The sequence below is a fragment of the Allomuricauda sp. F6463D genome (assembly GCF_023015965.1).
In the GTDB taxonomy this organism is placed as follows: Bacteria; Bacteroidota; Bacteroidia; order Flavobacteriales; family Flavobacteriaceae; genus Flagellimonas.
Genome location: NZ_JALKAN010000003.1, coordinates 48,976 through 63,161, shown reverse-complemented (window position 1 = coordinate 63,161; position 14,186 = coordinate 48,976). Strand labels below are relative to the sequence as shown.

Sequence of the window (14,186 nt, the reverse complement as noted above, 5' to 3'; positions counted from 1 at the left end):
CCTAAAAGCGAGAGCTAATTCTTTGCCTCAGCACTCTTATATTCTTGAATCATTTTCTCTAGTTCTTCTTTGGTATCGGCAGTAAACTCCTTGGTTTCTTCTACCACTTCTCCATTGGTATTGGTACTTGAAGTAACCATGGCTTTGTAAGCGCCATCTTCTGTATTACTAACTTCTACCCGAATTTGTTTCTCTACTGCTTTGGTTTCTTTCATCCCGTCTTCGGTTATGGTGATCATAGTACCATCTTCTTTCATCATACTAACCTCATCTGCAGGGGCAAGACTTACTAAGCTAGGTGCAATCACTAAAGCAACAACAGACATCAATTTAAGCAAAATATTTAAAGAAGGACCAGAAGTATCCTTAAAAGGGTCACCGACCGTATCACCAACAACAGCTGCTTTATGTGCATCGCTTCCTTTACGTCCTTCACTTTCTATAGTTTTTTTTGCGTTGTCCCATGCTCCACCTGCATTGGACTGAAAAATGGCCATAAGTACCCCAGCAGTGGTCACCCCCGCCAAAAGTCCTCCTAACATTTCAGCTCCACCGATAAAACCTACGGCAACAGGAACAGCAATCGCCAATAATCCCGGAAACACCATTTCTTTAATGGATGCCTGAGTGGAAATTGCCACGCATTTTTGATATTCCGCTTTACCATCGGCAGCTTCAAAAATCTCCATATCTTCTTTACTGGCATTGGTAAGGTCCGAATCATATTTACGCATAACGGCCAAAGCGGCTTTCAATTCTGGAATATCTTTAAACTGACGGCGCACTTCTTCAATCATGGACATGGCAGCTCTACCCACGGCATTCATGGAAAGTGCAGAGAAAACAAAAGGCAGCATTCCTCCTACCAAGAGTCCCGCCATAATATCAGGTTGGGAAACATCAATGGATTTAACACCTGCTGTTTTCATAAATGCAGCAAAAAGAGCCAATGCAGTTAGCGCTGCAGATGCAATCGCAAACCCTTTACCTATAGCAGCGGTAGTGTTACCAACAGCATCCAGTTTATCTGTTCTATCACGAACTTCACTTGGAAGTTCTGCCATTTCTGCAATACCACCAGCATTATCTGAAATAGGTCCGTAGGCATCAACCGCAAGCTGGATACCTGTGTTGGCCAACATTCCAACGGCAGCAATAGCAATACCGTATAATCCAGCGAAGTGGTGCGATACCAAAATCGCTGCAGCAATCAATAGTATTGGGATGGCAGTGGACATCATTCCAACTCCAAGACCTGCAATAATGTTAGTTGCGGAACCAGTTTCTGATTGACGAACTATAGAAGTTACGGGTTTCGTTCCCGTTCCAGTATAATATTCTGTGACTTTACCGACTAGCAATCCAGCTACAAGACCAGCAATAGTTGCCAAGAAAACTCCTAAAGAAGTGTACTCTGTTCCACCCTCTACCCAAGATTCGGGTAACATAGCATTGATTATAAAGTATGAAGCTACCAGCATTAAACCTGCTGACCCAAATTCCCCAACATTCAATGCCGTTTGTGGGTTTCCACCATCTTTAACTCGCACGAAGAATGTACCAATGATTGACATTATAATACCTACGGCAGCCAAAGCCAATGGCAAATATACCGCTCCAAGACCATCAAAAGCTGCTTGAAATTCTGGCAACCCAGCAAAAACAGCACCTAATACCATGGTACCTATAATGGATCCAACATACGATTCAAAAAGGTCGGCTCCCATTCCTGCAACGTCACCAACATTGTCACCGACGTTATCCGCAATGGTAGCTGGGTTTAATGGGTGATCTTCAGGAATTCCTGCTTCCACCTTACCTACCAAATCAGCTCCAACATCGGCGGCTTTGGTGTAAATACCACCACCCACTCTGGCAAATAGCGCAATTGATGATGCACCTAAAGAGAAACCTGAAAGTACATTTAGTATTTCTCCGATTTCCCAGCCTTGTCCACTGTAAATCATAAAGAGACCGCTCAATCCTAAAACACCGAGTCCCACTACGCCGAGTCCCATTACGGCTCCACCCGCAAAAGCGACTTCAAGCGCTTTTCCTAGAGAGGTTCTAGCAGCATTGGTTGTTCTTACATTAGCTTTAGTAGCTACTTTCATCCCAATGAAACCAGCCAGCGCAGAACAAATAGCTCCCACAATAAATGAAACAGCTACCATTCCATTGGAACCTGTTTCGTTATTTCCTTTAAAGAAGAGTAAAATAGCTACGCAAATCACAAAGATGCCCAGTATTTTATATTCAGCTTTTAAAAATGACATGGCTCCATCGGAAATGTTCTTGGCAATTCTTGCCATTTTCTCGTTTCCGACCTCTTGTTTTGAAATCCATACGTTCTTAATGAATACATATAAGAGAGCCACAACACCAAATACGGGCAAAAATTTTACGATTAAATCCATATATTAAATTGTTTTAGATTTTTTTAACGCCAGCTAATGTAGTAAAATACGAAGTAATAAAAAAAATGCGCCTTTAATTAATAAAAGCGCATTTTTTCAAAGCTATTGTTATGTAATCTATATTGTAAAGGTGCGCCTCTTTTTGTGGTCACTGTTGTCATAGCGTTTTACACACTCATGATAAATGCTCACAGCTTCATTTACGTCACCCCATCCACCGGTATCTACTTTCTTTTCTTCTAAATCCTTGTACACTTGAAAAAAATGTTCAATTTCTTTTAATCTATGTGGATTCAACTCACTGATATCATCTCTTTTACTCCAAATTGGATCAGAAACTGGCACACAGATAATTTTTTCATCTGGACCTTTTTCGTCTGTCATATGGAACACTCCAACCGGTTTCACCTCTACTACTACCATTGGGTAAGTTGGCTCGGTACAAAGTACCAATACATCCAAGGGATCACCATCCAAAGCCAAAGTCTCTGGAATAAACCCATAATCACCAGGATACATCATCGAGGAGAATAAGGTTCGGTCAAATCGAATTTTGTTAAGGGTAAAATCGTATTCGTACTTGTTTCTGCTACCTTTGGGAATTTCTACCAGTACATCAAAGGTAATACTTGGTTTCTTAGACATTTTAACGATAAATTTATTATGCAAAAATAACCAGTATTACTGGAATAAGCCTAATAAAACGGGGTGTTTCACATTAATTAAAAATTAAATCCGAAAGTTCCTGTTATCCCAAATGCCCTGGCATCTGGATTTTGGAGATAATTTCCTCTAAAGTTAAAGTCTATTCGAAGGATCTTAAAGATATTCCCTACTCCAAGAGAATATTCCCAATACACCTGACCCTCAGGAGCTACCAATGGGATATTGGTTGGGGCACTCAAAGCAATATTTTCTTCAGACAATTGGCCCCAAGCCCCTCTAAGACCAACTATTTCCCTTAAATTAAGTTTACGCAAAAATGGAATCCGAGAAAACAACCTTCCATTAAAATTGTGTTCTAGATGGACTGTTGCATAGGTATCCGTCACAAATTCATAAAAATCAAGATTGGGAAACACGTTATAAAGAGAAAACAAAGTTTGGTTACCCGGTATTACACTCAATAGCCCCAATGGTACCGTTCCAAAGGTTTTTCCCAGTTCCACACTACTTGTCAACCTACCAAAACCACCCAACTGCCACGGTTGTTGGTATGAAAATTGAATTTTTTCATAATCAAAATCGCTTTCCAAAAACCCGTCAACCCCTTTGGTATATTTAAGCACCAACGTACTATAATCATCATTGATATTGGCACGCTCCACACCATACCCAATTGTGCGTTTACCCGGTGTGTACACTACAGTGGTAGTAAGATCAAATTGTTTTATTTCTGATGAAATACCCGATGGTGAAGTTAAATCCAGATAATCAAGACTGAATGCTTCTGGCAATGCAGAACTCAATTTTCGGAATGAGCCCCCCACATTTATCCTAAAATTCTTTACAGGTTCCATCTCTACATTTAGCGTAGAAAGGTTAATATTTGTCAAACGATCATTGGAGCCTACCGTGACCAGGGAGGAAGAGGCTATACTTCTTCCCATTACATCATTGGTACTGGTCAAGCTCAGGCCAAGTTGCTCTATATCCCTACGATTTCCTCCATAAACTATAAGTCGGTTTTTGCGATCGAGCAAAAATTTGCCAGAAAAACCATATTTAAACTTTTTATCATTGAACCCGTAAGCCATATAGCCTTCCAAACGCCACATATCGTTCTGCCCAAAATATGTTCTGGCACCAGCTCGGGTACGGATTCCCTCCGCATCGTTGTAACCAAAAGTGCTGTATATATCTCCAACATCAAGATTCCATTTATCTATCTCTATATAACCAGAACCTAAAACACTTACTATATCGTAATACGTTCGGAACTTTGGAACCGTTTTGAGCGTATCCAAAAGTTGGAATATTCCTGATTCATCTTCGTTTAAACTTTCCAATCTGGCATTTTTCCAGAAAATACTATCCTGCGAAAACACCCTAGGGTCGTATGGGTCTGAAATTGCCCTGTAAAATTCTTCAGGCCGATCGGTATTAAAATTGTAATTGTCAAAAACAGTGGTACGTTTTCCATACACCCCGCGTGAATCTTCCTTTTTAGAAAAACTAAAATCACTCAACATATAGTCTCTTTTCAATAAGAAAACGGAATCGTTCACAACATCAAAATCCTGTTCAATATAGATTTCCTTCACCCAGTTGATGTTGGCACTTTTAGTCACCTGCATATTGATTTTCTTGATGGCAAAGGTGGTATCGTTCACCCAAAAATCACCCTTAAAAGTGAGTTCGTTCTTTCTTCTAGGGTAATATATAATGTTGTAGCACCATTTATTGTCTATGAATGTACTATCGGACAATACATAGTTGTAGACATCAACACCTGTTTTGGACAGTGGGCTGGTAAAGCTCTTATCAAAGAATTTTAGGTAATTATTGTAGATATCGTAATCGGAATAAAGGTCCTCCACAAAGGCAGTAATAGATTGATTACCACTAAATCCAGAATTTTTATTCCCCAGCACGTCCTCTTTCTCTTTACCCAAAGCGTTATCTCCGTACACTTTGGTAAAGGTTTCGTTCAAGAACATGGGTAAATATGTTTTTCCGGTAATTCGAGAAGTATCCAAATTCTCGAACATAAATTCCAACCCTTTAAACAGTTTACTCTTTATTAAGGCACTATCTATCGTATTGAGGTCAAATTCTATTTTCTCATATTTATCATACTGGTATTGCTTAAATTTACGAACACCGTTTTCCCGCTTTTTTGACCATATTTTTTCTAATATATCTATGGCCGGATTGTTCTTTTTAGATTGCTTCCCAGTATAAACTATCACTTCCTGAAGCTGCTCTGTCGATTCCATCAATTCGATTTGCAAGCCATAGTTCACTTTTTGGTCCAAGGGTATCTCTTTGGTTTCATATCCGATAAAAGACACCTGAATGACATTATAGTTTTCTTCTGACTCTAGATAAAAACGTCCATTATCATTTGTGATAGTTCCTTCAGAAGAGTTAACAAAAACAATGTTTGCAAACGCTATGGGCATGCCGGAATCGTCGGTCACTACACCTTCAATTTTGGTCTGTGCAGCAACTACTGTAATAAAGAATAGAAAAAAAACAAAAAGGTATCTTTTCATAAGCAGGTACATGGGGACAATGAACAAAAAATCAATGGTTCACCCACTAAATTTAGGTCAAATTTGGTTCAAAGTAATTTCTAATCAAAACATATTCCCAAAAAAAAGCCCCGTCAATAAGATTGACGAGGCCAGTATACCTTTCAAATAGGGTGCTATAACTTGTACAAAACTTTTTTAACGGCCTTGATTACATCCTCGTGATTTGGCAACCACTCTGCCAAAAGTACTGGAGAATAAGGTGCAGGCGTATCAGCTGTATTCAATTTTACGATTGGAGCGTCCAAATAATCGAATGCCTTATCTTGTACGTGATAAATAATTTCGGTGGCTACATTGCCAAATGGCCATGCTTCTTCCAAAATTACCATCCTATTGGTTTTCTTAACGGAATTAAGAATGGTCTCATGATCCATTGGGCGAACTGTTCTTAAATCGATGATTTCACAACTGATACCATCTTTTTCCAATTCGTCCGCAGCTTTATAAGCTTCTTTAATTATTTTTCCAAAAGAAACTATGGTTACATCCTTACCTTCTCTTTTAATATCCGCAACACCTAATGGAATGGTGTACTCTCCTTCTGGAACCTCTCCTTTGTCTCCATACATTTGTTCCGATTCCATAAAAATTACGGGGTCGTCATCACGAATGGCTGATTTCAACAACCCTTTCGCGTCGGCAGGGTTCGAAGGAACCACAACTTTCAATCCTGGGGTGTTCGCATACCAGCTTTCAAAAGCCTGTGAGTGCGTTGCGGCCAATTGTCCTGCAGAAGCGGTTGGCCCCCTAAATACGATTGGACAATTGAACTGCCCACCGGACATTTGACGGATTTTTGCAGCATTGTTTATAATTTGGTCAATTCCCACCAAAGCGAAATTAAACGTCATAAACTCTATAATAGGTCTATTACCGTTCATTGCGGAACCTACACCAATACCAGAGAAACCTAGTTCGGAAATAGGAGTATCAATCACTCGTTCCGGTCCAAATTCATCCAACATGCCTTTGGAAGCCTTATAAGCACCATTGTACTCAGCTACTTCCTCACCCATCAAATAAATGGTATCATCCGTTCGCATCTCTTCGGACATAGCCTCAGCTATTGCCTGCCTAAACTGTAATGTTTTCATTGAATCGTACTAAATAGTTATAGTCTGCGTAAAAACGCAAGCAAAAATAGGAAAAACTACCCGAAAGTAGCTTGGAGAAATTTCAAAAAAAGAACAAAATTTATTATGCATGCATAATAAATTTCGGATTTTATACCTATATTTGAGCATATAAACCTAAAGTATATATGAAGATTTTAGTTTGCATAAGCAACGTACCGGATACTACTTCCAAAATCAATTTTACGGAAGGCGATACTAAGTTTGACACAAACGGAGTACAATTTGTTATTAATCCAAATGATGAATTTGGCTTGACCCGCGCCATGTGGTTTAAAGAAAAGCAGGGTGCAACGGTCCACGTAGTCAATGTTGGCGGACCTCAAACAGAGCCCACCATCCGAAAAGCTTTGGCAATCGGAGCCGACGAAGCCATTCGAGTAAACGCAGAACCTACAGATGGTTTCTTTGTTGCCCAACAATTGGCTGAAGTGGTGAAAAACAATGATTATGACCTAATTATTGCAGGAAGAGAATCCATCGATTACAACGGTGGTATGGTACCTGGGATCCTTGCGACACTTTTGGATATGAATTTTGTAAATACCTGTATCAACCTAGAAATTGATGGAACCACTGCAACAGCAGTTCGTGAGATTGACGGTGGTAAGGAAAAAATAAGCACTTCACTCCCATTGGTAATCGGTGGACAAAAAGGATTGGTAGAGGAAAGTGATCTTCGAATACCGAACATGAGAGGTATTATGATGGCACGAAAAAAAGCCTTGAATGTAGTAGAACCCGTGGATGCCACACAACCCACACAGGACCAAAAATTTGAAAAACCTGCGGCCAAAGGGCCTGTTAAACTAGTGGATGCCGCTAATGTGGGAGAATTGGTTCAACTACTGCACAATGAAGCAAAAGTTATCTAAACAAGATTAAATAAAATTATGTCAGTACTAGTATATACAGAATCCTTAAAGGGAAAATTCAAAAAAAACGCCTTCGAAGTGGCTTCTTACGCACATAAAGTGGCCCAAGAACTAGGCACAACAGTTACTGCTGTATCTTTTAATGCCGAAGATGATACATCATTGGGAGACTACGGGGTTTCCAAGGTTTTAAAAATTTCCGATGAATCATTGTCAACGTTTAATGCCAAAGCCTATGCCCTAACCTTGGCTCAAGCTGTGGAAAAAGAAGGAGCCAAGGTAATTGTCCTGAGCTCAAGTGCAGACAGCAAGTTTTTGGCACCCATACTAACCGCTAAATTATCAGCCGGCTATGTACCAAATGTGGTAGCAGCACCGGAAAGCACTACACCTTTTGTAGTAAAACGAACAGCATTTAGCAATAAGGGATTTGCCTTAACACAAATATCTGCGGACATCAAAATTATTGGGGTATCCAGTAATGCCTTCGGATTAATGGAAAATAGTGTTTCTGCCTCAGTAGAAGACTTTTCCCCATCGTTGAGCGATGATACTTTTTCAGCTAAATCCATTGAAGTGGACAGAGTAGTTGGTAAAGCAACCATTGCCGATGCCGATATTGTCGTTTCTGGTGGACGTGGACTCAAAGGACCTGAAAATTGGGGCATGATAGAGGAATTGGCTGATGTATTGGGAGCAGCAACAGCATGTTCCAAACCAGTTTCAGACATGGGATGGCGCCCGCACAGCGAACATGTTGGTCAAACAGGAAAGCCTGTGGCAAGCAATTTATATATCGCCATTGGAATCTCTGGAGCTATACAACATTTGGCGGGAATAAATGCTTCTAAGGTAAAAGTGGTCATAAACAATGATCCCGAAGCACCTTTCTTCAAGGCCGCGGATTATGGAATAGTTGGGGATGCCTTCGAGGTAGTACCAAAACTCATCGAAAAATTAAAAGAATTTAAAGCCCAAAACGCTTAAATTTTTGTTAATTTGCCCAACGCAAGGGGCTGTTCGGATAACTGGTAAAGCCACTTATTTGAACAGCCCTTTTGCCTTAGGAGGAGATATATGAGTTTAGTACGGTTAAAAATAAAGGGGATATCATACAGCCAAACACAGAATGGTGCATACGCCCTTATTTTAAATGAAGAGGAGGGAGATAGAAAACTTCCCATTGTCATAGGTGCATTTGAAGCACAATCTATTGCAATTGCTTTAGAAAAAGAGATAAAACCTCCCAGACCCTTGACCCATGATTTATTCAAAAATTTTGCAGATAGGTTTAAAATCATAGTCAAACAAGTGATTATCCACAAATTGGTGGATGGTGTTTTTTATTCCAGCCTTATTTGCGAGCGAGGAGAAGATGAAGAAATCATAGATGCCAGAACCAGTGATGCCATAGCACTTGCACTTAGATTCAACGCCCCTATTTTTACCTACAAGACCATATTGGACAAAGCAGGTATCTTCTTAAAATTCTCGTCCAAAGAAAAGGATGAGGATGACAACGATAGTATTATGGTCGATGAAATCTTACAAGAAGGAGAGGCAGTTGAACTAGAGTCCGGTACCGAAACACATGGTTACCGAGAAATGTCCCTTCAGGAGCTCCATAAAGAATTGGATAAAGCTGTTCTCAATGAAGATTATGAAAAGGCCGCTAAATTGAGGGATGAAATTTCCAAGCGCAAATAAAAAAGTTCATGGCGAAAAAGACCCAAGGTTTACTTTTACTTTTACTTGTTTGTTCGGTCACTTTTGGCCAAAATTCTTTGCCTACAGATTCACTTAACGTTGCCATAGGAACCACCATTGCGGAAAATATTCCGCAGCAAGAAGTTTCCGAGATTATTCCCAATCAGGGGTTTTCCCTTTCCACTTTACTGCGCGGCACTTTGGGAATGGCGATACTCATCCTTATTTCATTTCTTTTCAGTTCCAACAGAAAGGCAATTAATTGGAAGACCGTAGGAATAGGTGTATCCCTTCAACTTTTAATAGCCATAGGCGTACTCAAAGTTCGTTTTGTACAATATATTTTTGAAAAAGTAGGAAGTATTTTTGTCAGTATTCTCGATTTCACCCGTGCGGGCAGCCAATTCCTATTTGAAGGTTTGGTCGTGGACATGGACACTTTTGGGTACATCTTTGCTTTCCAGGTATTGCCCACCATTATATTTTTCTCGGCCTTGACCTCTGTTCTCTATTACTTGGGCGTAATTCAGGTTGCTGTAAAATGGATGGCATGGTTACTTTCCAAGACATTGGGAATATCCGGAGCAGAAAGTCTATCCGTAGCAGGCAATGTCTTTTTAGGTCAGACAGAAGCACCTTTATTGATCAAGGCCTATCTGGAAAAGATGAACAAGTCCGAAATCCTTCTAGTAATGATAGGCGGAATGGCCACATTGGCAGGAGCCGTTTTGGCCGCGTACATTGGTTTATTGGGAGGGGATGACCCCCAGCTACGCCTGCTCTTTGCGAAACACCTTTTGGCTGCATCAGTAATGGCGGCACCTGGTGCTATTGTAATCTCTAAAATATTGTACCCGCAAACTGAAAAGGTAATTACCGATGTAACGGTATCATCTGAAAAAATAGGAGCCAATATACTGGATGCCATTGCCAATGGAACTACCGAGGGTTTAAAACTGGCATTGAACGTAGGAGCAATGCTTTTGGTTTTTGTGGCCTTTATTGCGATGATGAACGGTATTTTGGGATGGATCGGTGACGTCACAACCTTTAATGATTGGATTGCGGCAAATTCCCCTTACACAAACTTTTCCCTAGAAGCTATCCTTGGTACTGTTTTTGCCCCGCTCATGTGGTTGATCGGTGTTGCCAATGAAGACGTTATGCTCATGGGACAGTTATTGGGTATAAAATTGGCTGCTAGTGAGTTTGTTGGGTATATTCAATTAGAGGACCTTAAAAATACAGCAAGCGGCGTTCATTTTACATATAATAAATCAGTGATCATGGCCACATATATGCTTTGCGGCTTTGCAAACTTCGCCTCTATCGGCATTCAAATAGGTGGGATTGGGTCATTGGCACCGGGCCAGCGCAAGGTACTTTCCTCCTTTGGTATGAAAGCTGTTTTGGGTGGCTCATTGGCGTCCTTACTTTCAGCGACCATAGCCGGGATGATATTAGGGTAAGTGGGGAAGGGTGAAATTAGGTGAAAGGTCAAAGGACCATCTTAAGATTCTAAAAAGTCAACCTCGAAGTTTTAAACATAAATTGTTATGAGAAATTTTCGAGAATTGAATGTCTGGAAAGACGGACGAGTTTTGGTAAAAGATATTTACATCCTCACCAATTTTTTACCTGATTCTGAAAGGTTTGGCCTTATTTCCCAAATTCAAAGAAGTGTTATTTCCATACCTTCTAGTATTGCTGAAGGTTGCGGAAAATATTCACAGAAAGATTTTGTTCGCTTTCTACAAATCAGTTTAGGTTCCGCATACGAACTAGAATCACATATTATCCTATGTAAAGATTTAAACTTTATTTCTCCCGATAAAGCAGAACCCATCATTAAAAACATTCAAAAACTACAAAGAGGCATAGCATCTCTGATAAAATACAACCGGACAAACCATTAACCCTTCAACCAAACACCCTTTACCTTCCACTCCATACCGTTAATAAAGTTTTCATAAGTCTTTCTAATTTTAGTTTCCCATGCATACTTATTGAATTAATTTCGATCGATTGATTTTTTTGTCATATCGACTACAGTTGGAATGTTTCGGATTTCCCCTCATTCCCTTCCTTCGAAATGACATTGTTAACGCAACAGACAGCATGATACAATACCACGACCTTCTTAAACACGTATTGGAACACGGAAACCAAAAAGGAGACCGAACAGGAACAGGAACCTTGAGCGTTTTTGGTTATCAAATGCGATTTGACCTTTCCGAAGGATTCCCGATGGTGACCACTAAAAAATTGCACCTAAAATCCATAGTCCACGAACTTTTATGGTTTCTGAAAGGAGACACCAATATTGAATACCTCCAAGAGAACGGCGTACGTATTTGGAACGAGTGGGCCGATGAAAACGGCGATCTGGGCCCTGTGTACGGTCACCAATGGCGCAATTGGAACAGCGAAGAAATTGATCAGATCAAAGAAGTGGTAACTACTTTAAAAAGCAATCCCAATAGCCGTAGAATGTTGGTCTCTGCTTGGAATCCAAGCGTATTACCGAACACTTCGGTTTCGTTTGAAGAAAATGTTGCCAATGGAAAGGCAGCCCTACCGCCCTGCCATGCATTTTTCCAGTTCTATGTGGCGGATGGCAAGCTTTCTTGCCAATTATACCAACGTAGTGCGGATATTTTTTTAGGGGTACCATTCAACATTGCCTCTTACGCGTTGTTTACCTTAATGATGGCACAAGTTTGTGGTTACCAGCCCGGGGAGTTTATCCACACCTTTGGTGATGCCCACATTTATAACAATCATATGGAGCAAGTGGAACTACAACTGAGCCGTGACCCACGGCCATTGCCCACCATGAAACTGAACCCAGAGGTTAAAGATATTTTGGACTTTACTTTTGATGATTTTGAGCTGTTAAATTACAACCCACATCCACATATTAAGGGAGTGGTTGCGGTGTGATTGTTGCGAAAAGGCATCTAAAATATTTGACCTTATAAAACAACATTGGTTTTTTGATTCATCTGAGAAAAATTATAATAGCTCATACTTAATTTGATTAATAAGTTTAGTTGTTTATTTAATTTTAACAGGTTACGAAAATAGAATCAAGTAGCCATCGGAAAATTCTAAAAAATTCTATCCATCTGAAAAGTTAAAATTTAAGGTTTATTCCCTGAAGATTTAATATATATTCACCTATAATTAGGTTGACAATCAAAAGATGATCCAACCATTTACAAACTCCAAATCAATGAAAAGAATTATCCTTTCTCTATTTACTTTTTTAATTTTAAATTCCTGCAGTTCCGATTCAAGCATTGATGTAATTGATGAAGAAAATATAATTGAAGAGGAAAATGTAATTCCTGACGAGCCAAATGAAGAAGGAAATGAAACCGAAGAAGAGGAAGAAGAGCAGTCCTTTTCAATCGAAGAAAGACAAGAGTTCTTAAGCCTTTTAGAGGGTGAAAGTCTTACAGTTTGGAAAATAGAGTCCGCAACCCTTACCAATACTAACGGTTCTACTGATATATCGGACAATATAAGTATTCAAGATGACGAATTTATTTTTGAAACCAGTACGAATGGCACACAGGATGACATTTCTGGCATTCTAACATGGAAAAAAAGAAAGGGTTATGATCTTATAGAAGGAATCTCCGACGACAATTACTATTCTCCAGAAACGGTCAACTTCAATATTGATGAAAATAGGGAGTTAATAACATCTAGTCTAAAAATCAGATTAGACGAAAACGAAACCATAAAAGGAACGTTATTTACAGACAATAATCAAAATGATGAAGTAATTATAGAGTTTAGTATAAAGAAAAAAGTTAACGAAGATTACAAAACCATACCATCTTCCTTAAACTTTAATTATTTAAATGACTTTGATTTTATTAGTAGCTACAATAAAAGTACAGGCTTCAATGCAAGCTATAAAACCAACAGCCTTTATCTTTCATACAGATTTGGAAACCGAGCCAGAAATGTATACAAATACAGCCTTGAAGACCAGTCATTAAACTCAATTCAAATTACATTCTCGGAGAGCGAGTTTATTTCTAGTAGGCTTCATTTTCATGATGATAAGTTGATTGTTTTTGGTAGTGGACATATCTCTAAAACAGACCTATACCTTAATGAGGTAATCACTACTATCTCCAATGGTTTGGAGCTAAATCTTTCAAGGTCAGGAACAGCATCCGTTGATTCCCAAATTTATGCGTTTGGGGGTGAGCTTGAAGCTTTAGGAGCTCCCTTGACCCCTCTGACCATCCTAAAGTACGATAACGACCTACATAGTTTTCAGCAAGAATACGTTTCAGATTCTCCACGGCGATACACTGAGGGTACCATAATTGATGACAACTTATTCATAGTTGGTGGCCAATACTATCCTACAGATTCACCCACCAATTATTTACCAAATATTTTAGTATATAATTTAAGTAACAAATCCACTGAATTTATAGACTTGAATTTTGATTTGGGGTTTACTTCCGTTACTCGATTTGAAAACCTTGTCTTTTTTGCTGGGCAAATTCCCTCTGCCGGAATCAACGGAACCTTATATTTTGGAGCTTATGATACCTATACAGGAAATTTATCCGAAATACCAATTACACTGGAAAACCTAAACAATGATGATGTCAGCATCGTTGCGATGACCATACTAAACCAAAAATTATATCTTGCTTTACAAAACTCAGGCACTATAACCACTCAAGTAGTTAACTTAAACGGAATATAATTCTTCTTTTTAGACGCAGGTAACTTAAGACGCCATCAGATATGGAGCAAATC

The 14,186-nt window shown here is 39.4% G+C and carries 11 protein-coding genes; 7 read left to right on the top strand and 4 right to left on the bottom strand.

What is annotated here, in order from left to right; all coding sequences use genetic code 11:
• Window positions 1–14: 14 nt before the first annotated feature.
• The 4 genes from MWU56_RS13950 to MWU56_RS13935 all read right to left on the bottom strand — a co-directional run bounded on the left by MWU56_RS13950 (window position 15) and on the right by MWU56_RS13935 (window position 6,771).
• Window positions 15–2,417, bottom strand: coding sequence for a sodium-translocating pyrophosphatase (locus tag MWU56_RS13950; RefSeq protein WP_247045359.1), 2,403 nt, complete (start codon window positions 2,415–2,417; stop codon window positions 15–17).
• A gap of 117 nt (window positions 2,418–2,534) precedes the next feature.
• The gene (locus MWU56_RS13945; RefSeq protein WP_247045357.1) at window positions 2,535–3,062 is read right to left on the bottom strand and encodes an inorganic diphosphatase; all 528 of its coding nucleotides are present in this window, start codon (window positions 3,060–3,062) and stop codon (window positions 2,535–2,537) included.
• A 77-nt stretch (window positions 3,063–3,139) separates the two neighbouring features.
• Entirely contained in the window at window positions 3,140–5,635 is a 2,496-nt protein-coding gene (locus MWU56_RS13940; protein ID WP_247045355.1) for a DUF5686 family protein, read from the bottom strand.
• A 155-nt stretch (window positions 5,636–5,790) separates the two neighbouring features.
• Window positions 5,791–6,771, bottom strand: coding sequence for a pyruvate dehydrogenase complex E1 component subunit beta (locus tag MWU56_RS13935; RefSeq protein ID WP_247045353.1), 981 nt, complete (start codon window positions 6,769–6,771; stop codon window positions 5,791–5,793).
• Between the two features lie 167 nt (window positions 6,772–6,938).
• Here MWU56_RS13935 and MWU56_RS13930 point away from each other — a divergent pair, with 167 nt between their 5' ends.
• The 7 genes from MWU56_RS13930 to MWU56_RS13900 all read left to right on the top strand — a co-directional run bounded on the left by MWU56_RS13930 (window position 6,939) and on the right by MWU56_RS13900 (window position 14,133).
• A complete protein-coding gene (locus MWU56_RS13930; protein ID WP_247045351.1) occupies window positions 6,939–7,685 on the top strand; it encodes an electron transfer flavoprotein subunit beta/FixA family protein in 747 nt (248 codons plus the stop codon).
• A gap of 18 nt (window positions 7,686–7,703) precedes the next feature.
• A complete protein-coding gene (locus MWU56_RS13925) occupies window positions 7,704–8,672 on the top strand; it encodes an electron transfer flavoprotein subunit alpha/FixB family protein (RefSeq protein WP_247045349.1) in 969 nt (322 codons plus the stop codon).
• A 90-nt stretch (window positions 8,673–8,762) separates the two neighbouring features.
• Window positions 8,763–9,392: a bifunctional nuclease family protein gene (locus MWU56_RS13920; protein WP_247045347.1), complete on the top strand. Its 630-nt coding sequence runs from the start codon at window positions 8,763–8,765 to the stop codon at window positions 9,390–9,392.
• Between the two features lie 8 nt (window positions 9,393–9,400).
• A complete protein-coding gene (locus tag MWU56_RS13915) occupies window positions 9,401–10,861 on the top strand; it encodes a NupC/NupG family nucleoside CNT transporter (RefSeq protein ID WP_247045345.1) in 1,461 nt (486 codons plus the stop codon).
• A gap of 87 nt (window positions 10,862–10,948) precedes the next feature.
• Complete coding sequence (locus MWU56_RS13910; protein WP_247045343.1) at window positions 10,949–11,308, top strand: four helix bundle protein; 360 nt, start codon at window positions 10,949–10,951, stop codon at window positions 11,306–11,308.
• Window positions 11,309–11,510: 202 nt separating this feature from the next.
• Window positions 11,511–12,335, top strand: a complete 825-nt coding sequence (locus MWU56_RS13905; RefSeq protein ID WP_247045341.1) for a thymidylate synthase — start codon at window positions 11,511–11,513, stop codon at window positions 12,333–12,335.
• A gap of 292 nt (window positions 12,336–12,627) precedes the next feature.
• Window positions 12,628–14,133, top strand: coding sequence for a hypothetical protein (locus tag MWU56_RS13900; RefSeq protein WP_247045339.1), 1,506 nt, complete (start codon window positions 12,628–12,630; stop codon window positions 14,131–14,133).
• Window positions 14,134–14,186 lie beyond the last annotated feature (53 nt).

Excerpts from the sequence above, each read along its gene's own strand:
- MWU56_RS13900 (WP_247045339.1), top strand. The coding sequence starts at position 12,628 with ATGAAAAGAATTATCCTTTCTCTATTTACTTTTTTAATTTTAAATTCC.
- MWU56_RS13950 (WP_247045359.1), bottom strand. The coding sequence starts at position 2,417 with ATGGATTTAATCGTAAAATTTTTGCCCGTATTTGGTGTTGTGGCTCTC.
- MWU56_RS13940 (WP_247045355.1), bottom strand. The coding sequence starts at position 5,635 with ATGAAAAGATACCTTTTTGTTTTTTTTCTATTCTTTATTACAGTAGTT.
- MWU56_RS13915 (WP_247045345.1), top strand. The coding sequence starts at position 9,401 with ATGGCGAAAAAGACCCAAGGTTTACTTTTACTTTTACTTGTTTGTTCG.
- MWU56_RS13935 (WP_247045353.1), bottom strand. The coding sequence starts at position 6,771 with ATGAAAACATTACAGTTTAGGCAGGCAATAGCTGAGGCTATGTCCGAA.
- MWU56_RS13910 (WP_247045343.1), top strand. The coding sequence starts at position 10,949 with ATGAGAAATTTTCGAGAATTGAATGTCTGGAAAGACGGACGAGTTTTG.
- MWU56_RS13920 (WP_247045347.1), top strand. The coding sequence starts at position 8,763 with ATGAGTTTAGTACGGTTAAAAATAAAGGGGATATCATACAGCCAAACA.
- MWU56_RS13930 (WP_247045351.1), top strand. The coding sequence starts at position 6,939 with ATGAAGATTTTAGTTTGCATAAGCAACGTACCGGATACTACTTCCAAA.
- MWU56_RS13945 (WP_247045357.1), bottom strand. The coding sequence starts at position 3,062 with ATGTCTAAGAAACCAAGTATTACCTTTGATGTACTGGTAGAAATTCCC.
- MWU56_RS13925 (WP_247045349.1), top strand. The coding sequence starts at position 7,704 with ATGTCAGTACTAGTATATACAGAATCCTTAAAGGGAAAATTCAAAAAA.
- MWU56_RS13905 (WP_247045341.1), top strand. The coding sequence starts at position 11,511 with ATGATACAATACCACGACCTTCTTAAACACGTATTGGAACACGGAAAC.